We start from the raw sequence: 24,502 nt of genomic DNA, 5'->3' as shown, positions 1-24,502 counted from the left end.
ATAGATGCTCGGACCCGGATGACTAATAATGGACTGCGTCGTTAGTGGGGGGTGGATCGTGGAGAACAGCGGAGGGGACCTCCAGCGGCTGCGCCGGCTCAACTCGCTGGCCAGCCTGCGCGAGCTGCGCGCGGCGGCGCCGCTCACGCTCGCCGAGCTCGCCCGGCGGACCGGGCTGTCCAGGGCGTCCGCAGGAGAGGTGGTCGGCGATCTGGTGGCGCGCGGCTGGGTGGCCGAGGTGCCGCCCGTCCAGGGGGCCATGGGACGGCCGGCCCGCCGCTACCGTTTCCGCTCCGACGCCGGGCACGTGCTGGGCGTGGACATCGGCGTGCACAAGGTGCTGGCGGCCGTGACCGACCTGACCGGTCAGATCGTCGCGGGCGGGCGGACCTCGGTGAGCCCCGACGTGCCGCGCGAGGGCAGGCTGGCCGCCGTCGACCGGGCCGTCACGGCCTGCCTGTCGATGGCGGACCTCTCCCCTGCCGACGTCTGGGCGGTCACCGCGGGCACGGTCGGCGTGGTCGACCTCGGCGGCCGGGTCGCGCGGGTGCACTCGCTGCCCGACTGGGCGGGCGTGGACCTGGCCGCCCATTTCCGCGAGCGCTTCGGCGCGCCGGTCCGCGTCGCCAACGACAGCAAGCTCGCCGCCCTGGCCGAGCAGCGGCTCGGTGTCGCCCGCGACGCGCGCGACGTGGTCTACCTGCAGGTGGGACGGCGGCCGGGCGCGGCGCTGATCATCGACGGGCGGCTGCACCACGGCTTCGGCGGCGCCTCGGGCGAGGTCGGCCTGCTGGAGGCCGCGCGCTGGCTGCGCATGGCCGAGCACCTGGAGCGCCACCCCCGGTTCGCCGAAGCGCCGCCCGAGCAGGCGGCCGGGGCGGTCTTCGCCGCGGCCTGGCAGGGCGACGCGGCAGCGGTCGAGGCGGTGGCGCGCTACGCCGCCGACCTGGCGGTCGGCACGGCCGCGATGGTGCTCACCCTGGACCCCGAGCTGATCGTGCTGGGCGGCGGGTTCTCCCGCGCCGGTGACGTGCTGCTGGAGCCGCTACGGCGGGCGCTGGAGCCGCTGTGCCTGCGGATGCCGGAGATCCGGCTGTCCGAGCTGGGCGAGAACTGCGTGGTGCTGGGCGCCGCCTGCCTGGCCGTCGACGAGGTCAACCGCCTGCTGCTGTCGCCGGACGACCCTTTTTTGAAGCTCTCTTGACGATCTCTACGGGGTGATCATACTTACGAAGGTAACCATCGTAAGTATGGAGGATCACCGTGCTCAGGTCCTTGCTGTCGTTATGCGTCCTGTTGGCCTCGCTCCTGTTACCCGCCTCGCCGGCCGCGGCAGCCGTACCGGCGAAACCCAAGGTCATGCATCTCAACGTCGCGGGCGGCGAGTGGTGGAAGGGGACCAAGCAGCCCCTCATCAGCTCCGTCGCCGCCACCGCCCGGCAGGTCCAGCCCGACGTCATCTCGCTCAGCGAGCTCTGCTACGACCAGTTCACCGCCCTGCGGGACGCGCTCAAGCCGCTGGACGCCAACGGCTGGCAGATCAAGGACTGGGGCTTCGTCACCGAGACCAGCAGCGTGAAGTACACCCGCTGCCTGGGTCTCAACGGCGTCAACGAGCCCTGTTACGCGGCGGGGACCTGCCATCTGGCCATCGGCTCGGCCATCCTGACCCGCTACGACGCCACCGACGGCACCACGTGGGACCTGCCCAGCTTCGTCCGGTCCGACGACGTCCGCTACAAGCTCTACTGCGTGCGCACCTGGCTGCCGGTGGAGACCTCGCCGCTGCGGCTGCAGTATTCCCAGGCCTGCACCACCCACCTCGACCCGGTCGGCGGCGTCGTCGACCCGGCGCGGATGGCGGGCGGGTGGTACTCCTTCTGCCTGCCCAAGACCGCCGACTTCGCCGGTGAGGACATCCGGCACTGCCAGGCCAGCGTGATCAGGGCGCGGATCGAGGAGAACCTCATGGTGCCCGACGCGAACAACCACTACGCGCCGCTGGTGCTGGCCGGGGACATGAACAACCGGCTCGACGAACCGGCGTTCACCTCCGACCCGGCGACCCAGCAACGGGCGGCGCAGGTGCAGGCGTGGCGTAACTACTTCGGCTTCTCCGACTTCCAGCTTCCCGGGACGGTGCCGCTGAAGTTCCACTTCCGCGAGGCGGGGGCGGCGGCGAACCTCCCGACGTTCTGCCACGTCCTGGGCGTGCCGGCGAACGCGTTGCCGCCGACGACCGTGGCCTGTGACCCCAACGCCAGGGAGGTCAAGATCGACGACGTGCTCTTCCAGGCGGAGTACTGGGACAGCCCGTCGGAGGCGGTCGCGGTCCAGTACCGCACGCCCGGCGTGCCGTCCTCGGGCCTGCTGTCCGACCACCGCCGCCTCGACGCCACGCTCACCTGGAAGCCCCTGCCGTGACCTGATCGCCCGTAAGGAGAGGCCATCAGCCTCCCTTGCGGGCGACCCAGCCGTGGTTGTAGCGACCGGCCAACGCGTGCACGAAGGTGACGACGCGGTTCTGGTCGAAGGTGTCGAAGGTGTCGATGCGCCCCCACGCCGTGAGCGCGATGCCGTGCTTGAGCTTGGGGTACGGCGCGACGAACACGTCGTCGGGGAACCGCCCGGCGAGCCTCTCCATGGCCCGCACCGCGTCGGCCGGCGTGTCCGCCGCGTACTGGATCCCGACGTGGCCGTGCTCCAGCGCGTGGACCTGCAGTTCCTCCGGCATCGGCGCCTGGTAGACGCCGAGCGCCGGAGTGACCGGATAGTGCACGCCGGAGGTCGGCGGGATCGAGTTGTACGGCACCTTCCCCCGCTCGCCGACCGCGATGTGGGGGCTGTCGAGGATGGGCACCGCCCGCCCCGGCAGCGAGTTGTCCACCGGCGGTTCCGTGAACTCCAGCGGGGAGCCGTTGATCGTGCCGAGCAGCAGCGGCAACGTCAGGTTGACCACCCCGAGTCCCAGGGCGAGCGAGAGGACGGCGACCAGCGCGCGCCAGGCGAGCTTCGACCTGGCGCCGCCGTAGACGACGGGTTTCACAGCGCTCCTCGCGGGTTTCTGCGGCGCAGCCGTTCCAGGGCCCAGTGCGCGGGCGGCCACAACATCTCCGCCGAGAAGAACACCGCCACGGCGAGCGCCTCCCAGAAGAGCACCGAGGCCGGCGAGGTGCTCAGCACGTTGAGCACCGACCACTGGATCATGCTGAACGCCGCGGGGACGAACAGGCCGAACAACAGGTAGCTGAGCCCGAGGACGCCGATCAGGTACAGCCCGCTGAACCAGCGGCCGATCGCGCGGTCGCGGTCGGACGCTGCGGCGAGCTCCGCCCGCTGCGCCTCGGTCAGGCCGACGAGCCGGGCTTTGACGATCAGCATGGACACCCGGTAGAGGTTCCGGCAGCCGAGCGCGGTGATCATCGCGGCGTACAGATCGGTCCGCATGAACAGGAACAGCTGCGCGGTTAGGGTGACCATCTGGGTGAGCACGATCATGGCCAGGAACCGGTTGAGCGTCGCCGGCATGGTGATCCAGCCCTGCTGGTAGGCCAGCCGTACGGCCAGGCAGGTGCCCAGGACCAGCCCGTCGAACGCCATACCGGCGAAGAACGCCGGGTAGCGCTGCCGCCGCGGCACCGCCCACAGCCGGGACAGGTCGGTCTCGAAGACCAGGAACAACCCCCGCCTGCTGACCCTGAACCGGGCGGGCAGCCCGAACCGCTGCGCGCCGAGCCAGTGGAACCCCTCGTGCACGCCCGCCAGGGCGACCGTGGTGACGATGTCGACCAGCAGCGACAGCGCGGGGTCTGGCAGGAAGATGATGCTCTCCCAGGTCGGGCGCAGCGCCGCGTCGGCCAGCAGGGTGCAGAGGCCGAACACCATGGCCACGGCGTAGACGACCCACGCCGCCGGGGAGAACAGGATCCTGGCCAGCACGGCGACCGGTTTCGCCTGGGTGATGACCCAGTCCTGCTCCGGAGCCTCGTCGCCTGTCCCCCGGACCAGGCCGCGGTCGCGCAGGACGCCGACGAACTCCAGCACGTTGACGTCCGTACCGGCGAAGGCGCTCGCCTTGGCGGTGGCCTCGGCGATCGTCCCGCCCTGCTGGAGCACCTCGAGCGCGGTCGCGCCGACGGGCGGGATCGCGAGGAAGGTTCCCCTGGCGAGGTCTCCGACGAGGTACTCGTCGCCGTCGGCGACCATCGTCAGGTGCGCGACGTCGACGAGGCTCTCCGGCAGGATCTCCCCGTCCAGCGCCCGCCCCGCCGACGTGGCGCCGCACACCGGGCACTCGGGCGAACGCCCCCAGCGCAGCGACGGGGTCACGCCGCCGTCGGCGAAGTCGACGATCCACGTCTGCCCGGCGGAGACCGGCGGGGCGAACCCGGTCAGGTACCGCACGGCCTCCATCGCCATGAGCCCGGCGACGATGCTGACCGACGGCCCGATCGCCCGGTTGATCGGCTCGGGATCGAGCACCTCCCCCAGCACCAGGCAGGCCAGGCAGCCGGAGCGGCCGGGCCACACCGACTCGTAGCGGCCCTTGCTGAAGAAGAAGCCGCCGTAGAGACACGGCACCCCGGCGCGCACGCAGGCCTCGTTGACCCAGAGCGGCGCGTCCGTCGGCTGGTCGATGGCCGACACGACGAGGTCGACGCCGTCGAGCAGCGCGTGGATGTCGTCGGCCGAGGTGAGCCTGCGCCCGACGGTGGTGATCTCGGTGTGGCCGGAGAACTCGCGCACCCACGCGCGGGCCCGTTCCACCTTCGGCAGCCCGACGTCGGCCTCGCGGTAGACGAACTGCCGGGTGAGGTTGGCCGGTTCGACCCGGTCGAAGTCGACCACGACGACCTCGCCGACGCCGAGTCCGGCGAGGTTCATCAGCATCATCGAGCCCAGCCCGCCGACGCCCAGCAGCAGCACGCGGGCGCCGCGCAGGTCGCGGTAGTAGCTCATCGGGCTGTGGTCCATGCGCGCGAAGGCCTCGAGGAACTCGAGGTTGTTGCGCCACCTGCCGCGCTCCCCGTCGGTGAGCCCGGCGAGGGAGTCCGCGTCGACGAGCAGCCCGGCGTCGTCGAGCGCGGAGAGGATGCCTTCGACCGCGTCGGTGGAAAGCTCCGCTGCGTCGGCGATCTCGGCGGTGGTGCGCGAGCCGTCCGCCGACCGCATGACCCGGGTGACCTCGCCACCGGAGTCGGGGAAGCGCCGCAGGTCGCCCGGGGTCGGATTGACCGCGACGATGATCTCGTCGCCTTCTTTCAGCCATGGAACGGTCTTCAAGGATGGCCGCATCGGTCCTCACCTCTTCGGGGAAGCCGGGCGCCCGCGAGAGGGCGGGCGCCCGGCCTGTCACTCACGTGGCGACTAGCTGCACTTGCCGGTGCAACACACGATCGTCACCTGGATCGGCTCGACCTCACGCACAGTGATCGACATGGTCATCCCCTCCTCTCTGGATCCGGCCTTTCGCCTCCTTGGGCGTTCCAGCGCGTTCCACGCGGGGACCGGCTCCCCCGGACGGGGGAGGACGCGCCCCGCTGGGGCGCGATGTGCCGGGCGGCTCCGGCGAGAAGGGTGAAGGCGACCAGCCCCACCTCTCCACGGGAGCCCTCATGATCAACCGAGCTTTACCGCTGCTGATGATTCCGCTGCTCGCAGCCTGTACGGCGACGCCCGCCGCGGGCCCGACCCCCAGCCAGGGGAACGAGCTCGCCGCGTTCAGGGCACTGGCCCAGTGCTACCGCGCGCACGGCGTGCCGAACTTCCCCGATCCGGTGGTCGACGCGCAGGGCGAGATCAAGATCGATTTCCCGGCCCAGGTGCCGGCGGCCGCGAAGACGGCCTGCCGGTCCATCGAGGAGGGGCTTCCCGCCAGGGCCGGGCAGAAGCCGCTGACAGCCGAGGAGGTGGCCGCGCTCAGGAAGCTCGCGCAGTGCTTCAGGGACCATGGCGTCGCCGACTGGCCCGACCCGGACGCCGCCGGGACCTTCCACGTCAACCAGCGCATCCAGGAGCTCGGCAAGCAGGCCTGGCTGCCCGCCCGCGACGCGTGCAAGCAGTACTTCGTCGCCAAGGGCCTCCGGATGACCGGCCCCAGCGACCAGGGCGGCGGGAAGTGAGGCCCGCCGTCGCCGCCCTGGCCGGGGTGGTCGTCCTGGCGGGGGCGGGCGGCGCCTGGGTCGCCTGGGGCAGGACCCCCGCGCCCGCCGCCGTCACGCGCGCGGCCACCGGCACCGAGCGGGTGATCCGTACCGACGTCGCCCAGCGCGGCCAGGTGAACGGCACCCTGTCCTACGACGGCGCCTACCAGGTGCTCGGCGCCGGGGGCACGCTGACCAGGCTGCCCGCCATCGGGGCCGTCATCACCCGGGGCCGCGCGCTGTACGAGGCGGGCGGGCGCCGGGTTCCCCTCCTGTACGGCTCCCGCCCCGCCTGGCGGCCGATGTCGCTCGGCATGACCGACGGCGCGGACGTCAGGCAGCTGGAGGTCAACCTGCGCGAGCTCGGCTACACCGGGATCACGGTGGACCGGCACTTCTCGCCGGCCACCTACTACGCGGTCCGCCGGTGGCAGCGCGACGCGCACCTGCCCGTCACCGGCGGCGTTCCCCTGGGCCAGGTGGTGTTCCTGCCCAGGGCGCTGCGGGTGACCGGGCACGACGCCCAGCTCGGGGCGCCCGCCCAGGGGCCGGTCCTGCACGGCACCAGCACCGTCCCCGCCGTCTCCGTGGCGCTCGACCCTGCGCAGCTCACCACGGCCAAGGTGGGCGACCGGGTTCAGGTCACGATGCCGGACGGCAGGACGAGAAAGGGCCGGGTGGTACGCATCAGCCCGGTGGCCACCACCGTGGAGGGCCAGGACGGGCAGGCGCAGTCGACGGTTCCGCTCACGATCCGGCTGTCCGGCGGGGTCGTCAGCGGGCTGGACCAGACGCTGGTCCAGGTCGCCTTGACCACCCAGGTGCACAAGGACGTGCTGGCCGTACCCGTCGTGGCGCTGGTGGCGCGGCCGGGCGGGGCGTACGCGCTCGTCGTGGGCGGCCGCCGGGTGCCGGTGGAGATCGGGCTGGTCGACGAGATGGCCGGGCTGGTCGAGGTGTCCGGCGTCAGCGAGGGCGCGACCGTGGAGGTGCCCGCCGGATGAGCACCGTCCTGGAGTTGCGCGAGGTGTGGAAGATCCATCCCGGGGAGCCGCCGGTGGAGTCGGTCAGAGGGATCAGTCTGAGCGTGGAGGAGGGCGAGATGGCGGCGGTCCTGGGGCCTTCCGGGTCGGGCAAGTCGACGTTGCTGCACCTGATGGCCGCGCTGGACCGGCCGACGTCGGGCTCGGTACGGCTGGCCGGGCACGCCGTGCACGAGCTGGCCGACCGCCGGCTGGCCGGGCTGCGCGCCCACCACGTGGGGGTGGTGTTCCAGCAGTTCTTCCTGCTCGACAGCCTCACCGCGCTGGAGAACGTCGCCACCGGCCTGCTGTACCGGGGCGTGCGGGCAGGAAGGAGGCGCGAGCGGGCGGCCGCCGCCCTGGACCGCGTGGGTCTCGCCCACCGCACGGGACACCGTACGGCCAAGCTGTCGGGAGGTGAGCGCCAGCGGGTCGCCATCGCCCGCGCGCTCGTCGGCGACCCGGCGATCGTCTTCGCCGACGAGCCGACGGGGAACCTCGACTCCGCCAACGGCGCCGAGATCATCGCGCTGCTGCGCGAGCTCAACACCCAGGGCGCCACCCTGGTGATCGTCACCCACGACGCCGAGGTCGCCGCGGCCTGCCCGCGGCGGATCGAGCTGCGCGATGGCCGGGTGGTCCGTACGACCAGGGTGAGCGGGGCCTCCCGATGACGCCCTCGTCCAGGATGTCGGCCGCCGACCTGCTGGCCACGGGCACGCTCGGGCTGCGGGCGCGGCGCACCAGGGCCGTGCTGTCGGCGCTGGGGATCGCCATCGGGATCGCCGCCATCGTCGCGGTGCTCGGGGTGACCCGTTCCAGCCAGTCGGCGCTGCTCGCCCAGATCGACCGGCTGGGCACGAACCTGCTGACGGTCTCCAACGGCGCGGGGTTCGACGGGGGCGAGCGTGAGCTTCCCTTGACGGCCACCCCGATGTTGCGCCGCGTCGACGGGGTGACCGGCGTCGCGCCGACCGCCCAGCTCGCCGCCCGCGACGTCTACCGCAGCGACCTGGTCCCGGCCGGGCAGACGGGCGGCCTGGCCGTGCGCGCCTGCGACGCGTCGCTGCTGGCGACCCTCGACGGGCGGGTACGGCTGGGCCGGTTCGTCGACGCGGCCACCGCCGCCCAGCCGGTCACGGTTCTCGGCCACGACGCGGCCAGGACGCTGGGCATCACCGGGATCGACCCGGGCACCCGGGTGTGGCTGGGCGGTCACTGGTTCACCGTCGCCGGGATCCTCGAACCGTTCCCGTTCGCGCCAGAGCTGGACCGGTCGGCGCTGATCGGGTTCCCCGTCGCCCAGGCGATGTTCGCCTACGACGGCAGCCCCAGCCGCCTCTACGTGCGCGCGGAGCAGAGCCGGGTGGAGCAGGTCTCCGGATTGCTCAGGGCCACCGCCAACCCGGCCAACCCCGACCGGGTGGAGGTCTCGCGCCCCTCCGACGCGCTCACCGCCAGGATCGCGGTGGCGCAGTCGGCGGGGACGCTGTTCGCCGGGCTGGGCGCCATCGCGCTGCTCGTGGGCGGCATCGGGATCGGGAACATCATGGTGATCTCGGTGCTGGAACGTCGCGGCGAGATCGGCCTGCGCCGGGCTCTGGGCGCGACCCGTGGCCACATCGCCGGGCAGTTCCTGGCCGAGTCGCTGGTGCTGAGCGCGCTGGGCGGGGCCGGTGGCGTGCTGCTCGGTGCAGCGGTGACCGTCGCGCTGGCCCGCGACCGCGGGTGGGCGGTGCTGATCCCGCCGGAAGCCCTGTGGGGCGGGCTGGCGGTGGCGGTCGTCGTCGGCGCCGTCGCGGGCCTCTATCCCGCTGTGCGCGCCTCGCGGCTGGCTCCGACCGAGGCGCTGCGGACGGCTTAGGGGTTCAGGGCCTCGTCCAGCGGGATGAGGCCCTGCTGCAGGCCGAAGATGGCGGCCTGGGTCCGGTCGGCGAGGCCGAGCTTGGACAGCACGCTGGACACGTGCGTCTTCACGGTCTCCCTGCCGAGGCCCAGCGAGCGGCAGATCTCGGCGTTGGAACGGCCGCGGGTGAGCTCGACCAGCACCTGGAGCTCGCGCGGGGTGAGCAGGTCGAGCGGGTTGCTGCGACGGCCCTGCCGTACCCGCTCGACCAGGAGCGCGGCGGTGCCCGCCGCCAGGACGCTGCCGCCCACGGCGGCGGCCCGCACGGCCTCGACCACCTGGTCCACGGCCGTGGTCTTCGACAGGTAGGACAGCGCGCCCAGCCGGACGGCCTCGATGACGCGCTCGTCCTCCAGGAACGAGGTCAGCACGATCACCGCAGGCCCGTCGCCCGCCAGGCCGCGCAGGACGGCGAGGCCGTCCATGCCGGGCATCACCATGTCGAGCAGCATCACGTCGGGCCTGAGCGCCGGGATCACCGCCAGCGCGCGGGCGCCGTCGGCGCAGTCGCCGGCCACCTCGATGCCGTCCTCCTGCTCCAGCACGAACCGCAGGCCCTGGCGGACCACCTCGTGGTCGTCCACGATCAGCACCCGGATCATGAGGCCTCCCCGAACCTGGCCGTCACGGTCGTGCCCTTGCCGGGCTCCGTCCTGATGAGGAACGTCCCGCCCAGTTCCTCGACGCGTTCGCGCATGAGCCGCAGCCCCATCCCGTGCCCGGCCGCCGCGGCCGCCGGGTCGAATCCCGTGCCGTCGTCGCGGATCTCCACCTGTACGGCAGGCGCCACCCGCGACAACCTGACCTCCACCAGGGCGGGGTCCGCGTGCTTGATCGCGTTGCCGAGCGCCTCCTGGACCAGGCGGAGCACGGCGTGCTCGGTGGGCGGCGGGAGCGACACCTCCTCCAGCACGGCGTCCACCGTGAGGCCGAGCCTGCTCTCGTAGGCACGGCACAGCTCCTCGATCGCGGGGATCAGCCCGGCGTCCTCCAGCGCGACCGGCCGCAGCTCCAGCAGGAGCGCCTGCATCTCGCGCATCGCCCTGGTGGAGGTCCGCTCCATCGACTCGGCCTCGCGGCGGAGCCGTTCCGGAGCCGCCCGGCGCATTCCGGCCGCCAGCAGGCTCAGGGAGAACAGGTCCTGGGAGATCGAGTCGTGCAGCTCGCGGGCGATCCTGGCGCGTTCCGCCTGGCGGGCCTCGCTCTGGCCCGCCGTACGCTCGGCGTCCAGGGCGGCCTCCAGCCGTTCGGTCATCCGGTTGAACGACTCCTCCAGCCTGCCCACCTCGTCCGTGGCGGTCACCGGTACGCGCGGGCGGAAGTCGCCCTGGGCGACCGTCCCGGTGACCTCGGCCAGGCGGCGGACCCGGCCGATCAGCCGCCGGGTGCTGAGCAGCCCGAAGATCAGCCCGACGGGGATGACCAGCACCAGCACGAGCGCGCCCGGCGCGAGGAGCGGCAGCAGGGACTCGGCGGTGGCGCCGGGCGTCAGGTAGCCGCTCGGCGCCTGGACGTAGACGTATCCGGCCACCTTGTACTGCGCGTTCGCGTCGATGGCGGCGCCCGCGGGGGCGAGCAGCACCGGGCTCAGCCACCACGTGGTGTTCCCGGTGCGCGTCTTCGCCTTGCCGCCGCCCGCCGTGGCGGGCACGTCGAGCGTGTCGCCGTGGGCGTAGGTGCCCATGGCCGAGCTGGTGACGACCTGTCCCGCGGCGTCGGTCAGGACCTCGATGGGCCGGTCGGGGGCCGCGCCCTTGGTGTACTCGATCCGTACCGTGTCGTCGCCGCCAGTGGTGGTGCCGTCGAGCGAGATCCGCTGGCCCGCGGCCTTCTGCGCCAGGTTGAGCAGGGAGGACATGTCGAGCTTGGGGAAGTCGGCGTTGAGCCGGCTGAGAGTGAGACTGAGGATCTTCGCGTCCTGGTTGGCCAGGTTCTGCAGGCGGTTCTGGAGGCCGGAGTCGGAGACCACCGACGGCACGTAGATGCCGAGGAGCACCGCCTCGACGACCAGGACGGCGGCAGTGGTCACCAGCACGTACGACGCGGCCATCCGGCGCCTGAGGCCCATGCCCGCAGCGTAACCGTCCCGCGCCCGTCCCTCCTCCCCCAAGAGGGGGACCTGCCCAGGGCTCCGGCGGGCCCTGGGCAGGTTCGGATCAGTTGATGGTGAACTGGGTGCCCGGCTGGCGGACGATGTCGCCGTCGACGTTGTCGGTGGAGGCCGACCAGGCCAGCCGGATCTGCCCGGCTGCGGGCTGCGTGTAGGTCAGGTTGCCGGGGGCGGTCGGCTTCTGGGTGTCGCCGCCGGTGGCCGCGCCGTAGATCTCGAACTCGGAGATCTGCGCGGCCGGCCAGCCGGTGTTGGCGGTGATGAGGACCCGCCAGTAGCGGTGGGTGGCGGCGGGGAAGTCGATCGTCACCGCGTTGCCGGTGGCCGGGTTGAACGTGTAGCCAGCCGAGGCCTTGACGGTGCTGAAGGTCGTGCCGTCCGCGCCGCCCTGGACGGTGAGCGTCTGGGTGCGGGTCTGCCACGCGGCGGGGGCGGGCACCTTGAGCACGATCTGGTCGACGCTGGTGGGGGCGCCGAGGTCGATTCTGGCCCACTGCGGGAAGGCGTTGTTGGCGCTCTCCCAGTAGGTGGCCTGGTTGCCGTCGTTGACGTTGGAGACGGGGTAGTCGGGCAGGGAACTGCTGGCTTGGGTCGCCTTGCCCGGCGACAGGTTGGGCCCGCCCGCCGCCGTGGCCGGTGCGGCCCAGCCGGGGATGAGCAGGACGGCGGCGAGCACGGCTGCCGCCAGGCGTAACGGCTTTCTCATGCGACTACTTCTCTCGTCGAGCACATCGGGGGGTGATCGGGCGAAGAATTGCGAGAGATTGCCACGCAGTTGATAGGCGATTGTTTGTTTTTTGCGTGACGTTGGCCGGATGTTACATGCGTGCTACGGGCGCGTCAACGGCGGTTGTCAGGGGGGGATCATGGGGGTATGACGGCTGATGAGATGACACGGGTGCTCGCCGACGGCAACACGTTGCCGCTGCTGGGGCTCGGTGTGTGGCAGGTGCCCGACGGGCGCGGGTGTGTGGATGCGGTGCTGTGGGCCCTGGAAGCGGGGTATCGCCACATCGACACCGCGCAGGCGTACCGGAACGAGGCGAGCGTCGGCAAGGCGCTCAAGGAGAGCGGCCTGGCCCGTGACGAGGTGTTCGTCACGACCAAGTTCTTCCCGCGCGGCGACGACCCGGTGCGCGCCGCCGAGGAGAGCCTGCGCAAGCTCGGCCTCGACCAGGTCGACCTCTACCTCGTCCACTGGCCGCAGGGCGGCCCCACCTGGGCGTGGCCGGGCATGGAACGGGCGGCCGAGCTGGGGTACGCCCGCTCGATCGGGGTCTCCAACTTCGACGAGGCCGAGCTGGCGAGCGTGGCGGAGATCGCCACCCGGATGCCCGTCGCCAACCAGGTCGACTTCAGCCCCTTCTCCTTCCGCCGCGCCCTGCACGACACGTGCGAGAAGATGAACATCGCGCTGGAGGCGTACAGCCCGCTGGGCACCGGGCGGCACCTGACGGACGCCACGGTCGCGGCGATAGCCACCGAGGCGGGGCGCACGCCCGCGCAGGTCCTGCTCCGCTGGGCCGTACAACGGGGCATCCCGGTGATCCCCAAGTCGGTCAATCGCGAGAGGATCCGGCAGAACGCGCAGATCTTCGACTTCGAGCTGCCCGCCGAGGCGATGGCGCGGCTCGACGCCCTCGACCTGACCGGGGGCACCGGCAGCGCCCGCGAGGGCAAGTGGTGGTAACGGAGATGTAGCTCGAACCCGGGGGCGGTGCGGGGAGTCTCATCGAGTACGGAGGTGACCCGCAGCACCTGGGCTAGTACTGGCTGGCCGGACGGCTCGGCGCCGGAGGTCAGGGCGTCGTCTACGACGCCTACGGCCCGGACGGCGCCCACGTCGCGATCAAGGTGTTCCACGCCGTGGACGGGCCGATGGCCAAGGCCGCAGCCTGGGCCGGGTGGTCAGGGACGGGCGGCGGTTCACCGGCGACGAGCTGCACCGGCTGGCGATCGGGGTGGCGACCGCGCTGACCGCCGTCCACGAGGCCGGGGTGATCCACCGCGACCTCAAGCCCGACAACGTCCTGCTCGGCCCGGACGGGCCCCGCGTCATCGACTTCGGCATCGCCCGCACCCTGGAGATGTCCCTGACCCCGGCCGGTCACGCCCGCGTACATGGCGCCGGAGCTCTTCCAGAGCGGTCGCGGCGGGGCTCCGGCCGACGTGTTCGCGTGGGGCGCGACCATCTACTGCGCCGCCACGGGCGCCGGCCAGGAGTACCGCGCCATCTGCCCAGGCTGACGTTCCGGGGTACGGCTACCGCGGCGGCGGTTCGTTGGATCAAACTCCCAGCCGGGCGAGTTTGGCCGGGTCGATGATGATGTGGATCCCGGTGATCCGGCCGTCGGCCACGGTGAAGGCGATGGCGGACAGCGGAGTCCCGTCGGAGCGCCAGGACATGTGGCCAGGCACGCCGTTGACCAGCACCGGCCGCTGATGCGCGACCTCGCCGGAGAACATGCGCGCACCGGCCGCGACCTCCGTGGCCCCGATGGTGACGACCGTGCCGCCGGGCGTGTCGACGGTCAGCTTCACCTCCGGGTCCAGGACCCGCAGGAGCGCCTCGAAGTCACCGCCGACCGCGGCCGCGCGGAACGCCTTCACGGCCTCGTCGTGCTCCCTGCCGGGCCCCGCCGACCGGTCCGTGGATCGGACCTTGCGGCGGGCGCGGCTGGCGATCATCTTCGTGGCGTCGGCCGACTTGCCGAGGATCTGCCCGATGTCGTGGAACGGCACCGCGAACATGTCGTGCAGCACGAACGCCAGCCGCTCGCTCGGGCTGAGCGAGTCGAGCACCACCAGCATGGCGAAGCCCACGGAATCGGCCAGCGCCACCTGATCCTCCGGCGTGGGCTCGTCGGCGGGCACCACCACGAGGTCCGCGAAAGAGTAGCCGGTCTCAGGCCGGGCCTGGCGGGATCGCAACACGTCCAGGCTGAGCCGCCCGACCACGGTGGTCAGCCAGCCCGCCAGGTTGGCGATGCTCGCCTCGTCCTGGCGGACGAGGCGCATCCAGGCCTCCTGCACCACGTCCTCGGCGTCCGCGTGCGAGCCGAGCACGCGGTACGCCAGGGCGCGCAGCCGTTCCCGCTGAGCCTCGAAAACCTCGATCATGGCTGGCGCAAGGAGATCCGGTTGCCGTCCGGGTCCACCGCCTCGATCCGGACCCCGAACGGGTAGTCCACGGGTTCCGGCTCGTCGAAGGTGACACCGCGCCGTCGGAAGATCTCGAAGTCCTCACGCAGGTCACCGGACTGGAGGATCAGCGGACCGGGCGCGCCGGCCGTACCCGACCACAGGAGGATCTGCACCGGGCTGCCGGGAACGCCCACCGTGAGGAACCGCCCGTCGGGCCCCGGGACATCGATCCGCTTCTCCAGTCCGAGCCCCTCGGTGTAGAACTCCAGCGCCCTGTCCTGATCGGTGACGTAAACCGTCACGTACATGATGTTCGTCAACATACCCCTATGACGGGCGGGGGACGGAGAACGTAACAAGGGCCCTCAGACGTTGCGCAGGACCGAGACCACGACCCCCAGCACGACCGCTTCGTCGCCGTCGATGACCTGGTAGGCGGGGTTGCGCGGTTCGAGCTCGACGTGCCCCTGGCGGCGGCGGAACACCTTGACGGTCGCCTCGCCGTCGATCATGGCGGCGACGATCTGGCCGGAGTGCGCCTCGGGCTGCTGCCGTACCACCACGATGTCGCCGTCGCAGATCGCCGCGTCGATCATCGAGTCGCCCCTGACCCGCAGAGCGAACACGGTGCCGCGCCCGGTCAGGTCGCGGGGCAGGGTCAGCAGGTCGTCGACGTGCTCGTCGGCCAGGATGGGCGCGCCGGCGGCGATGTCGCCGACCACGGGCACGGACACCAGGTCGGCGGCCGGTCGCGACGTCTCCCGCCGCAGGAACGCGCGGACGTCGATCGGCCGGGTCAGCGTCGGGCTCCGGCGGAGGAAGCCCTTCTCCTCCAGGCTCTTCAGGTGCTTCGACACCGACGACAGCGAGCGCAGCCCGACCGCGCGGCCGAGCTCCCTGGTGCTCGGCGGGTACCCGTGGTCGACCACCCAGTCCTGGATGGCGACCAGGATCCGCTGCTGGCGCGGCGGCAGCGCCGAGGCGTCCAGGAGCTCGAAAAGATCAAGATCACTGTGGGTGGTCACCTTGGACATGGTAGGGCCGAACCAATCGGGCGGCGCCGGCATCAAAGAAGGGCAATGATCACTAAGGAAGGGCTCCCCCGCATGAAGCGCGCGATGATCGGCCTCATGGCCGCCGGTGTTTCCGTCCTGCTCCTGTCCGCCCCGGCGTACGCGTCGCCCACGATCCCCAAGGGTTTTCTGAAGTACGAGAACAAGCAGGCGCGCAAGGCGTTCGGCTCCATGGACTGGCAGGTCACCTCCGACCTCGCCGAGCTGGGCGCGCTCAACGCCTGTCCCAAGAAGACCTCAACCTTGCACAACGCCCTGGCGTTGCGCTCGGCCCTCGGCTCGGGCGACTCCGACTTCCACGTCGCCGAGCAGGTGGCGGTCTTCAAGGACGCGAAGGCGGCCAAGGCGGTGATGGCCAAGTACCTGGCGACGGTGAAGGCCTGCGCCAAGGTGAAGACGGCCGGCGGCAGCCCGGCGACCTACCGGGCCACCCCGGTGTCCATCGGCGACGAGGCCTTCCTCGTCGCCCACTACTCCTTCAAGAAGGACGACGTGGGGTACGGCGAGCGCGACGTGTTCGCCAGGCGGGGTTCCGCGGTCATCCTCTACGCCGTGAACGGCCCGTACATGACCGCCAAGCCGAAGCGGAAGGAGTTCGCCCCCTACGAGGCCGCCGCGAAGGCCATGGCCAAGAAGGTCTGCCAGTTGCCCGGAGTCTGCTGACCAGCCGACGATGGCACGATGGATGAGACGTTCTGGGACAAGGCGGACAACCACCTGATCCGCTACGGAACTACCTTCACCCCTCGGGTCATCGAACGCGCCGCTGGTGCGTACGTCTATGACCGGCAGGGCACGCCGATCCTCGACTTCACCTCAGGGCAGATGAGCGCCATCCTCGGCCACGCCCACCCGGACATCGTGGCGGCGGTCTCGTCCGCCGTCGCCACGCTGGACCACCTGTTCAGCGGCATGCTCAGCGCCCCCGTGGTGGACCTGGCCACCAGGCTCACCGCGACCCTGCCCCCGGCGCTGAGCAGGATGATGCTGCTCACCACAGGCGCGGAGGCCAACGAGGCGGCGATCAAGATGGCCAAGCTCGCCACCGGCCGCTTCGAGATCGTTTCCTTCGACCGCTCGTGGCACGGCATGACCCAGGGCGCCGCCGCCGCGACCTTCTCCGCAGGACGGCGCGGCTACGGCCCCGCCATGCCGGGCAACCTGGCGCTGCCCGCGCCGAACGCCTACCGCTCGCCGTTCCGCGCCTCCGACGGGACGCACGACTGGGCGGCGGAGCTCGCCTACGGCTTCGCCCAGGTCGACCGGCAGTCCGTCGGGAGCCTCGCCGCCTGCCTCGTCGAACCCGTCCTGTCCTCGGGCGGCATCCTCGACCTGCCGCCTGGATACCTGCGCAGGCTCAGGGAGATGTGCGACGAACGCGGCATGCTGCTCATCCTCGACGAGGCGCAGACGGGGCTTGGCCGTACCGGAACCATGTACGCCTTCGACCGCGACGGGGTCACCCCCGACGTCCTGACGCTGTCGAAGACCCTGGGCGCCGGGCTGCCCGTCGCGGCCGTCGTCACCACCGACGAGATCGAGCAGACCTGCCACGAGCGGGGGTTCCTCTTCTACACCACCCACGTCTCCGACCCGCTCGCCGCCTCCGTCGCGCTGACCGTCCTCCACGTCATCGAACGCGACGACCTCGTCCAGCGCGCCGCGACGCTCGGCGCCCAGCTCGCCGGGCGGCTGGCGGCCCTGCGCGACACGTGCGACGTGGTCGGCGACGTGCGCGGACGCGGCCTGCTCCAGGGCGTCGAGCTAGTCAAGGACAAGAAGAGCAAGGCGCCCGCCGACGCCCTCGGCAAGGCGGTCACCACGGCCTGCCTCGAACGCGGCCTGCACATGAACATCGTGCAGCTGCCCGAGATGGGCGGCATCTTCCGCATCGCCCCGCCCCTCACGATCACCGACGACGAGCTGCACCGCGGCGTCGACATCCTGGAGGCGTCCCTCCGGGCCGTCCTTGACAGGCAGCCGTTCGGCTGCCTAAGTTAAAGGCAGCCAAACGGCTGCCTATTTACCGGAGCAGGCATGGACGAGGTGTTCAAGGCGCTGGCCGATCCGAGCCGGCGCGCGCTGCTCGACTCGCTCAACGCCCGCAACGGGCAGACGCTGCGCGAGCTGTGCGCCGGGCTCGACATGGCCCGGCAGTCCGTCAGCAAGCACCTGGCCGTGCTGGAGGAGGCCGGGCTCGTCGCCACCGTACGGCGGGGCCGGGAGAAGCTGCACTACCTCAACGCCGCGCCCGTGCACGAGATCGCCCACCGGTGGATCAGCCGCTACGACCAGGCCAGGGTCCAAGCCCTGGCGGACCTGAAACTCGCCCTGGAGGAACCTCCGATGGACGCGCCGACCTTCGTCTACACCACCTACATCCGCACCACGCCGCAGAAGCTCTGGCAGGCGCTGACCGAGCCCGCCTTCACCCGCCGCTACTGGGCCACCGAGTTCGTCACGGACTGGGCCGTCGGCTCGCCGATGACCTGGGACAACCACGGCGTGCTGATCAGCGACCCGGAGCAGGTCGTGCTGGAGGCCGACCCGTACAACCGGCTCTCCTACACCTGGCACGCCATCACGCCGGAGCTCGGCAAGCGCTTCGACTGGAGCGAGGAGGTCACCGAGCGGCTGTCCGGCGAGGCCCGCTCGAAGGTCACCTTCACCATCGAGGAGTCGTCGGCGCAGGTCGTGAAGCTCACCGTCGTCCACGACGGCTTCGAGCCGGAGTCTGCGCTGGCCGAGATGGTCAGCCACGGCTGGCCGAACGTGGTGGCGAGCCTGAAGTCCCTACTGGAAACCGGCGAACCCCTCCCGGAAGACGCGTAACGCGCTCCGGCGCTCACCACCGTTCTACGGGATCATGTACGGCGAGGGGCCGACAACACCGTCCGCGCCCTTACCGAGCAGGCGTGGGATTGGCTGACCGAGCTCTAAGCGGGGTACGGCCCCAGCACCGGGCTGACGCAGGCGCCCGTCCTGGCCGCCCGCGCCCGATGGGGTCACGCACGTGACGGCCCGTTTGGTCAGGTGACGGGCTGGTCCCAGTTGATGAGGTGGCGTTGCACCGGGCCGAACATCTGCTCCGCCGTGGGGAAGGCCGTGGGCGGCGGGGCTGCCTCGCCTGCCTTCTGTCTGTTGGTCGCGGCCGCCGCTGCCGCGATGGCCTCCACCCTGGGACGGCGAAGCCGTTCGTAGGCGGCGAACGCGCTCGGCGCGTCGGGCAGGTCGCGCAGGCAGCGGGCCAGCTCGATCCCGCTCTCGATGGCCAGCGACGCCCCCTGCCCCGAGCTGGACGACGGCGCGTGGGCCGAGTCGCCGACCAGCACCATCCGGCCGCTGTGCCAGTGCGGCACCGGCGGCATCATCTCCATCGACCCGGTGACGAACATCGTCCCGGGGTCGCTGTGCCTGAGGAGCGCCTCGGCGGGCGCGTCAGCGCCGTAGAGGTCGCGCAGCCTCCTCAGCCAGTCGGCCGCGGGCACCTGGCGGGCCTCGGCCGCCGTCATCGGCTCCTCGCTCGGCAGCCCGGCGAACCACACGATCCGCCCGTCGGGCGCGGCCCAGCACCCGAGGAACGCGGTGCCGAAGGTGAAGTACATGACGCCGGGTTCGAGCACCACCCCGCTGCCCACGGCGTACCCGCCGAAGCTCAGCACGCCGCCGTACTCCGGCCCCGGCGCGTCCTTGTCGATCAGAACGCGGACCGTGGACCGGATGCCGTCGGCCCCGACCAGGATGTCCGCGCTGGCAGTGGTGCCGTCGGCGAAATAGGCGGTGACCTCGTCGGCGGTCTCCTTCGCCGCCACGAGCTGCTTGCCGTACTCGATCCTGACGCCCTGGGCCACCGCGTGGTCGTGCAGCACGCGGAAGAGGTCGGCGCGGGCCATGGCCTGCCCGGCGGGCAGGCCCTCCAGGCCTGCGGACTCGACGAAACGGTTGCCACGCGCGTCGCCCATGACCATGCCCGGCATCGGCTGGCCGACGGCGCGCACGGCCTCGGCCGCCCCGATGATCTCCAGTGCGTTCAGCCCGTTGGGCGCCACCATGAGCGCGGCGCCCACTCCGTCGGCGGCGGCCGGATGGGCCTCGTAGACCGTCGCCTCGATGCCCGCTTTGCGCAGCGCCATGGCCGTCACGGGTCCGGCGATGCCACTCCCGATGACAAGTACTCGGGTCACGTCTGTCTCCTCGATGGTGGGGATCATCAGTGTGCGGCGGCAACCGCTAGTCGGACAGTTGCCACATAACGACTTCAGCTGTGAGATATTCACGGGTGACCGCAGACGCAGAGGGTGACCGCGCGGAACGCGGGGCGGTCCTCCTGCTCCTCGTCGTCCTGGGCCTCGCCTACCTGAGGGACATGACGGGCCAGATCGACGCCTACGAGTCGTGGGGCCCGCTCGCCTTCGTGGACCTCCTCCTGGTCAGGCCGGTCCTGCTGGCCCTTCAGGTCGTCCACTCGCTGCCGCGCTTCGCCGACTTCAGATCGCGTCACCGCTTCACGACCCTGACCGCCCAGGCCGTTCTCACGTTCCTGCCGCCGCTCTTCCTCGGCGCCTTCATCGGCAACCTGTCCGGCTTCCTGGCCGGGTCCTGCCTGCTGCTGCTCCGCGCCCCCTGGTCGTGGATCGGGTACGGCCTGGCCGTCGCGGGGACCTGGGCGGTCAGCTTCCACTCCGGGGTCAGCGGGCTGCCCCTGGCGTACTATGTGATCTTCTCCGCGGTCGCCGGCCTGTGGGTCTTCGGCATCTCGCGCCTCACCGACGTCATCGTCGGCCTGCACCGCCTCCGGCGTACCCTGGTCGAACTGGCCGTCGCCCGCGAGCGCCTGACGGTGATCAGCGAGCTCCACGGGCGGACGGCGGCCAGGCTCGCCGAGCTCGCCGACAGCAGCGAGGCCGCGGCGGCGTTGGCCGCCTCCCACCTGGGCCGCGCCAGGCCGGCAGCGCTGGCGATCATCGCCGACACCAGGATCGCGCTGACCGACGCACGCGAGCTGGCCGGCCGCTACCGCCGTGCCCCCGCCCTCGATCCACCGCCCATGGACGGCCCGCGCGACGTGGAACCGCGGTTCGCCAGGATGATCATCCTGTCGCTGCTCGTCCTCACGATCCTGTACGACATGAGCTGGATCCTCGTCAACCGCCCGGGCCCCGCTCCGGTCGCCACGGCGCTCGTGGGCGCCGTCGCGTTCTTCGCGCTCCAGCTCCGCCACTCCCTGCCCGTCCGGCCCAGGGGCTGGGTGTGGACGCTGTGTCTGCAGGGCGTGCTCACCTACGCGTCGTTCCTCGTCGATGATCTCGGCTGGATCGGGATGGCGGCCTTCTTCTGCGCCTCCCTGCTCCTGCTGGTGCCGCCCCCGTGGTCCTGGGCGCTCTTCGCGGCCGCCACGGCGAGCATCGCGGTGGTCCTCGTCGCGCTCGGCCAGACCGCCCTCATCTCCGTCCTCTACTACCCGCAGTCCGTCGCCGGGTTCGGCCTGGCGATGTACGGCACGGCCAGGTTCGCCAGCACGGCGGTCGAGCTGCGTGCCGCCCGCACCCAGGTGGCCCGCATGGCCCAGGTCGGGGAGCGGCTGCGGCTGTCCAGGGACATGCACGACGTGGTCGGCTCCAGCCTGTCGGCCATGGTGATCAAGTCGCAGCTCGCCGTGGAACTGCTCGACGACGACCGGGCGGGCGCCGAGCGGGAGCTGCGCGAGGTGGCGGATCTGGCCAGGCGCGCGGCCCGCGAGGTCACGACGCTGAGCGACGCGGACTCCCGGGCCTCCCTCGCCGAGGAACTCGACTCGGCGAGGGCGATCCTGACCTCGACCGGCATCGAGACCGACATCGGCCCGGCCGTACCGCTGCCACCCGCCCTGGACCACGCCCTGGCGATGGTCGTCAGGGAGGCGGTCACCAACGTCCTGCGCCACAGCAAGGCCCAGTACTGCAGGATCGAGACGGTCGCCAGTTCCGGTCTCGTCTGGCTGACCGTCAGCAACGACGGGGTGGCCGCGCCGCGCGGGGAGGGCACCGGGCTCGGCAACCTCGCGGAACGCCTCCAAGCGGTCGGCGGCCGCCTCGACGTCTCCACGCGGAACGAGTCGTTCCTGCTGACCGCCATGGTGCACACTGCAGGGTGAGATCTCAGGCGGGAGGCAGCGTGATCCGGGTTCTTCTGGCCGAGGACATGCACATGATCAGGGCCGCGCTGGTCGCGCTGCTGGAACGGCAGCCCGACATCGAGGTGGTCGCCGAGATCCACTCCGGCGACCGGATCGTCCCCACCGCTCTGGAGCACCGGCCCGACGTGGCGGTCATCGACATCGAACTGCCCGGCATGGACGGCCTGACCGCCGCAGCGGAACTGCGCGAGCGGCTCCCCGAGTGCCGGACCCTGATCGTGACCGCCTTCGGCCGCCCGGGGAACCTGCGGCGCGCCCTCGCCGCCCGCGCGACCGGCTTCATCAGCAAGGACGCTCCTCCCGCCGCGCTCGGCGAGGCGATACGCAAGGTGTCCAGGGGTGAGCGGGTGATCGACCCGCAGCTGGCCGTGGCCGCCCTCGACCTGCCGGGCAACCCGCTGACCCCGCGCGAGATCGACGTGCTGCGCCTGGCCGCGGCGGGGACCTCGGCCGGCCAGATCGCCGAGCAGCTCTTCCTCTCCACCGGGACGGTGCGCAACTACCTGAGCGCGATCGTGTCCAAGCTCAACGCGCGCAACCAGATCGACGCCGTCCGGATAGCGACCGAGTCCGGCTGGCTCTGAGCCGTCAGCTCTTGAACTCGGCCGCGTGGTCCTGGATCCACACCTCGAAGCCGCGCGCCGGGTGGCCGGTGAGCTCCTCGACGGTGCCGGTGATCTCGGCGGGGACGTTGTCGTTGCTCTGCCACCAGTCGAGCAGGGCGTCGGCGAAGTGGCCGGGCATGTACTCGGCCATCTCCGCCTTCCACTCCTCCCGGCCAACGGTGTTGACCACGACGGGCTCGCCGATGGCCTCGGCGATGAGGTCGAGCTCCTCGGCGAAGGTGACCGAGCGCGGACCTGTGAGCAGGTAGGACTTACCGGCCAGCTCCGGGTCGGTCAGGACGGCGAAGGCGCACTCGGCGACGTCGGCCTCGTGGATCGGGTCGACGTGGGAGTTGGGGTAGACCAGGTTGACCGGGTCGCCGGACTTGATGGGCCAGGACCAGGCGGTCGCGTTGCCCGCGAAGGTGCCTGGACGCAGGATCGTGGTCGTGAGGGGCGAGGCGGTCAGCGCGTTCTCCGCGTCCAGGTGCTCCCTGGCGACGGGACTGTCGGCGGCGTCCGGCGACAGGGTGGAGCTGGAGGACAGCAGCACGACGTGCCGGACTCCGGCGTTGATCGCCGCGTCGACGAAGGCGTCGATGTGCGACGCCTCGGCGTACAGGAAGACCGAGGTGACACCCTGCAGCGCCGCGTCGAAGGTCGCCGGGTTCTTGAGATCGAGCAGTACGGCTCCCGCCGCCTCCTCCGGCTTCTGCGAACCGGTGCGTACCTGGAGGCCCCGCTCGCGCAGGAGGGAGACGAGGGAGCGGGCGACGGCGCCGCGGGCGCCGGTGACGAGGATGGTCATGTGGAACTCCTTAGTGATGCTGGGGCTGGGCGTTGCGCGGCAGCAGCCAGACGAGGGCGCAGCTGACGAGCACGACGGCGACGACGACCAGGAGGCTGGAGGTCATCGCGGGGGCGGTGTGGAAGTAGACGGTGGTGACGGCGGCGGCGCCGATGCCGTTGGCCAGTTGCTGGACGGCGGCCAGGGAGCCGCTGGCGCTTCCCGCCTCGGTGGGCTCGATGTCGCCGATGGTGACGTCGTAGATGGTGCCGAAGCAGGTGCCCATGCCCAGGCCGACGACCAGGACGGGCAGCGCGAGCACCCAGCCGCCGGTCGTGGGGGCGAGGGTGAGCAGCCAGCCGGTGCCCGCGAGGGTGAGGAGCAGGCCGACGAGGATGAGGGTGCGGCCGAGCTTGGCGATGAGCTGGTAGCTCGCGATGGAGGCGATGACGATGCCCGCCGCGATCGGCGCCAGGCCCAGGGCGGCCTGCGTGGGGGTGTAGCCCAGGGCGTTCTGCATGAACAGCGACAGCACGTACAGGAGGCCCGAGACGGCGGCGAAGAACACGAGGCCCAGGATCAGTCCCGAGGTGAAGCCGCGGTTCTTCAGCAGGGACGGCTGGATCAGCGGGCTTTTCGCGGTGACCTGGCGGCGCCAGAACAGGGCGAAGAACACGAGCCCGGCGGCTATGGCGATCCAGTCGTGGGACGCACCGGTCAGACCGTACAGCAGGCCGAGCATGGCGGCGCCCAGCAGGCCGGAGCCGACGCCGTCGACCGAGACGGCCGGGTCGCCGTCGTCGCGGGGCAGCAGTCGGGCCGCGGCGATGATGGCAGCGCCGCCGAGCAGGATGTTGATGAGGAACATAGGCCGCCAGCCGAGGCCGAACAGGTCGGCGTCGATGAGGAACCCGGCGATGATGGGCCCCGCGACGGCGGACAGGCCGAGCGTGGGACCGAAGGCGCTGAAGGCCTTCCCGATCTCCTCGCGGGGGAAGACGGAACCGAGGATGCCGAACCCCTGGGGGATCAGCAGGGCGCCGAAGGCTCCCTGGAGCAGCCGGGCGACGATGATCGACTCGGGGCTGACGGCCAGGCCGCAGGCGGCCGAGGCGACGGTGAAGCCGGTGAGGCCGATGAGGAACAGGCGGCGGCGACCGTACTTGTCCCCGAGCCTGCCGCCGACGACGAGCAGGACGCCGAGGGCGAGGGCGTAACCGGCGCCCAGCCACTGGATGAGCGCCTCACCGCCGTGCAGGTCCCTGGCGATGGTCGGCGCCGCGACGTTGGTGATCGTGGCGTCCAGCAGGTCGAGGACGTCGGCGACGAGGATGACGGCGAGGATGGCCCAGCGGGATCTCGGGGCGGTGGTGAGCGTGGACACGGGATTCCCTTTCTTGTGATCAAGGCCCAGTCTGGGAGCCTCGGTCGGCGGCAACCAGTTATGAGCTCACCGATCAGGACATGAGATCCTCACGAGCGGGCCACTAAGATCGCGTCCCGTGCCTGCGCATGGTTTCTGGGGGATTGTCAGGGT

24 protein-coding genes are annotated in these 24,502 nt (G+C 71.5%); 13 read left to right on the top strand and 11 right to left on the bottom strand.

The window, feature by feature from the left end; translation table 11 throughout:
• Positions 1 to 58 precede the first annotated feature (58 nt).
• Positions 59 to 1,204 carry an ROK family protein gene (locus tag ACIBG8_RS04990; RefSeq protein WP_397341200.1) on the top strand — a complete coding sequence of 382 codons (1,146 nt, stop codon included), beginning with the start codon at positions 59 to 61 and terminating at the stop codon, positions 1,202 to 1,204.
• Positions 1,205 to 1,263: 59 nt separating this feature from the next.
• The gene (locus ACIBG8_RS04985; protein ID WP_397341199.1) at positions 1,264 to 2,424 is read left to right on the top strand and encodes an endonuclease/exonuclease/phosphatase family protein; all 1,161 of its coding nucleotides are present in this window, start codon (positions 1,264 to 1,266) and stop codon (positions 2,422 to 2,424) included.
• A 25-nt stretch (positions 2,425 to 2,449) separates the two neighbouring features.
• Here ACIBG8_RS04985 and ACIBG8_RS04980 read toward each other — a convergent pair whose 3' ends face one another.
• Both ACIBG8_RS04980 and ACIBG8_RS04975 read right to left on the bottom strand, forming a co-directional pair.
• The gene (locus tag ACIBG8_RS04980; protein ID WP_397341198.1) at positions 2,450 to 3,046 is read right to left on the bottom strand and encodes a DUF3105 domain-containing protein; all 597 of its coding nucleotides are present in this window, start codon (positions 3,044 to 3,046) and stop codon (positions 2,450 to 2,452) included.
• On the bottom strand, positions 3,043 to 5,295 hold the full coding sequence (locus ACIBG8_RS04975) for a HesA/MoeB/ThiF family protein (RefSeq protein ID WP_397341197.1): 2,253 nt from the start codon (positions 5,293 to 5,295) through the stop codon (positions 3,043 to 3,045). The genes ACIBG8_RS04980 and ACIBG8_RS04975 overlap by 4 nt, the downstream gene beginning before the upstream one ends.
• Before the next feature lie 320 nt (positions 5,296 to 5,615).
• On the opposite strand from ACIBG8_RS04975, the gene ACIBG8_RS04970 reads away from it, so the two are divergent.
• From ACIBG8_RS04970 to ACIBG8_RS04955, 4 genes are read left to right on the top strand one after another with little or no spacing between them, the layout of a single operon-like run.
• Entirely contained in the window at positions 5,616 to 6,122 is a 507-nt protein-coding gene (locus tag ACIBG8_RS04970) for a hypothetical protein (protein WP_397341196.1), read from the top strand.
• Positions 6,119 to 7,147, top strand: a complete 1,029-nt coding sequence (locus tag ACIBG8_RS04965) for a peptidoglycan-binding protein (RefSeq protein ID WP_397341195.1) — start codon at positions 6,119 to 6,121, stop codon at positions 7,145 to 7,147. Before ACIBG8_RS04970 ends, ACIBG8_RS04965 begins: the two co-directional genes overlap by 4 nt.
• A complete protein-coding gene (locus tag ACIBG8_RS04960; RefSeq protein WP_397341194.1) occupies positions 7,144 to 7,839 on the top strand; it encodes an ABC transporter ATP-binding protein in 696 nt (231 codons plus the stop codon). The genes ACIBG8_RS04965 and ACIBG8_RS04960 overlap by 4 nt, the downstream gene beginning before the upstream one ends.
• Positions 7,836 to 9,029, top strand: a complete 1,194-nt coding sequence (locus tag ACIBG8_RS04955) for an ABC transporter permease (RefSeq protein WP_397341193.1) — start codon at positions 7,836 to 7,838, stop codon at positions 9,027 to 9,029. Before ACIBG8_RS04960 ends, ACIBG8_RS04955 begins: the two co-directional genes overlap by 4 nt.
• On the opposite strand, the gene ACIBG8_RS04950 is transcribed toward ACIBG8_RS04955, so the two are convergent.
• The 3 genes from ACIBG8_RS04950 to ACIBG8_RS04940 all read right to left on the bottom strand — a co-directional run bounded on the left by ACIBG8_RS04950 (position 9,026) and on the right by ACIBG8_RS04940 (position 11,887).
• Positions 9,026 to 9,673, bottom strand: a complete 648-nt coding sequence (locus ACIBG8_RS04950) for a response regulator (RefSeq protein WP_397341192.1) — start codon at positions 9,671 to 9,673, stop codon at positions 9,026 to 9,028. The two genes, ACIBG8_RS04955 and ACIBG8_RS04950, sit on opposite strands and share 4 nt — an antisense overlap.
• Positions 9,670 to 11,139, bottom strand: a complete 1,470-nt coding sequence (locus tag ACIBG8_RS04945) for an ATP-binding protein (protein ID WP_397341191.1) — start codon at positions 11,137 to 11,139, stop codon at positions 9,670 to 9,672. The genes ACIBG8_RS04950 and ACIBG8_RS04945 overlap by 4 nt, the downstream gene beginning before the upstream one ends.
• Before the next feature lie 88 nt (positions 11,140 to 11,227).
• Positions 11,228 to 11,887, bottom strand: coding sequence for a discoidin domain-containing protein (locus ACIBG8_RS04940; protein WP_397341190.1), 660 nt, complete (start codon positions 11,885 to 11,887; stop codon positions 11,228 to 11,230).
• 168 nt (positions 11,888 to 12,055) lie between these two features.
• Between ACIBG8_RS04940 and ACIBG8_RS04935 the strand changes: the two genes are divergently transcribed.
• On the top strand, positions 12,056 to 12,871 hold the full coding sequence (locus ACIBG8_RS04935) for an aldo/keto reductase (RefSeq protein ID WP_397341188.1): 816 nt from the start codon (positions 12,056 to 12,058) through the stop codon (positions 12,869 to 12,871).
• Positions 12,872 to 13,085: 214 nt separating this feature from the next.
• Positions 13,086 to 13,505: a protein kinase gene (locus tag ACIBG8_RS04930; protein WP_397341187.1), complete on the top strand. Its 420-nt coding sequence runs from the start codon at positions 13,086 to 13,088 to the stop codon at positions 13,503 to 13,505.
• Here the strand turns inward: ACIBG8_RS04930 and ACIBG8_RS04925 are convergent.
• The 3 genes from ACIBG8_RS04925 to lexA are packed head-to-tail and all read right to left on the bottom strand — an operon-like array spanning position 13,468 to position 15,359.
• Positions 13,468 to 14,301 (bottom strand): sigma-70 family RNA polymerase sigma factor, encoded by an 834-nt coding sequence (locus tag ACIBG8_RS04925; protein WP_397341186.1) that lies wholly within the window; start codon positions 14,299 to 14,301, stop codon positions 13,468 to 13,470. The genes ACIBG8_RS04930 and ACIBG8_RS04925 overlap by 38 nt on opposite strands.
• Positions 14,298 to 14,648 (bottom strand): VOC family protein, encoded by a 351-nt coding sequence (locus ACIBG8_RS04920; protein ID WP_397341185.1) that lies wholly within the window; start codon positions 14,646 to 14,648, stop codon positions 14,298 to 14,300. The genes ACIBG8_RS04925 and ACIBG8_RS04920 overlap by 4 nt, the downstream gene beginning before the upstream one ends.
• Positions 14,649 to 14,690: 42 nt before the next feature.
• The gene (gene lexA, locus ACIBG8_RS04915) at positions 14,691 to 15,359 is read right to left on the bottom strand and encodes a transcriptional repressor LexA (RefSeq protein ID WP_397341184.1); all 669 of its coding nucleotides are present in this window, start codon (positions 15,357 to 15,359) and stop codon (positions 14,691 to 14,693) included.
• A gap of 45 nt (positions 15,360 to 15,404) precedes the next feature.
• Between lexA and ACIBG8_RS04910 the strand changes: the two genes are divergently transcribed.
• The 3 genes from ACIBG8_RS04910 to ACIBG8_RS04900 are packed head-to-tail and all read left to right on the top strand — an operon-like array spanning position 15,405 to position 18,230.
• A complete protein-coding gene (locus ACIBG8_RS04910) occupies positions 15,405 to 16,061 on the top strand; it encodes a sensor domain-containing protein (protein WP_397341183.1) in 657 nt (218 codons plus the stop codon).
• A gap of 18 nt (positions 16,062 to 16,079) precedes the next feature.
• Positions 16,080 to 17,399 (top strand): aspartate aminotransferase family protein, encoded by a 1,320-nt coding sequence (locus tag ACIBG8_RS04905; RefSeq protein WP_397341182.1) that lies wholly within the window; start codon positions 16,080 to 16,082, stop codon positions 17,397 to 17,399.
• 36 nt (positions 17,400 to 17,435) lie between these two features.
• Positions 17,436 to 18,230 carry an ArsR/SmtB family transcription factor gene (locus tag ACIBG8_RS04900; protein WP_397341181.1) on the top strand — a complete coding sequence of 265 codons (795 nt, stop codon included), beginning with the start codon at positions 17,436 to 17,438 and terminating at the stop codon, positions 18,228 to 18,230.
• Between the two features lie 197 nt (positions 18,231 to 18,427).
• Here the strand turns inward: ACIBG8_RS04900 and ACIBG8_RS04895 are convergent, their stop codons facing one another.
• On the bottom strand, positions 18,428 to 19,582 hold the full coding sequence (locus ACIBG8_RS04895) for an FAD-dependent oxidoreductase (protein ID WP_397341180.1): 1,155 nt from the start codon (positions 19,580 to 19,582) through the stop codon (positions 18,428 to 18,430).
• A gap of 95 nt (positions 19,583 to 19,677) precedes the next feature.
• On the opposite strand from ACIBG8_RS04895, the gene ACIBG8_RS04890 reads away from it, so the two are divergent.
• Positions 19,678 to 21,531 (top strand): sensor histidine kinase, encoded by a 1,854-nt coding sequence (locus tag ACIBG8_RS04890; RefSeq protein ID WP_397341179.1) that lies wholly within the window; start codon positions 19,678 to 19,680, stop codon positions 21,529 to 21,531.
• Between the two features lie 20 nt (positions 21,532 to 21,551).
• Positions 21,552 to 22,157, top strand: a complete 606-nt coding sequence (locus ACIBG8_RS04885; RefSeq protein ID WP_397341178.1) for a DNA-binding response regulator — start codon at positions 21,552 to 21,554, stop codon at positions 22,155 to 22,157.
• A 4-nt stretch (positions 22,158 to 22,161) separates the two neighbouring features.
• Here ACIBG8_RS04885 and ACIBG8_RS04880 read toward each other — a convergent pair whose 3' ends face one another.
• A complete protein-coding gene (locus ACIBG8_RS04880) occupies positions 22,162 to 22,986 on the bottom strand; it encodes an NAD(P)H-binding protein (RefSeq protein ID WP_397341177.1) in 825 nt (274 codons plus the stop codon).
• 10 nt (positions 22,987 to 22,996) lie between these two features.
• Complete coding sequence (locus tag ACIBG8_RS04875) at positions 22,997 to 24,349, bottom strand: MFS transporter (protein WP_397341176.1); 1,353 nt, start codon at positions 24,347 to 24,349, stop codon at positions 22,997 to 22,999.
• Positions 24,350 to 24,502 lie beyond the last annotated feature (153 nt).

Source organism: Nonomuraea sp. NPDC050556, from assembly GCF_044457355.1.
Taxonomy (GTDB): domain Bacteria; phylum Actinomycetota; class Actinomycetes; order Streptosporangiales; family Streptosporangiaceae; genus Nonomuraea.
The sequence above is the reverse complement of the archived record's forward strand: the minus strand, read 5'-3'. Positions and strand labels throughout refer to the sequence as shown.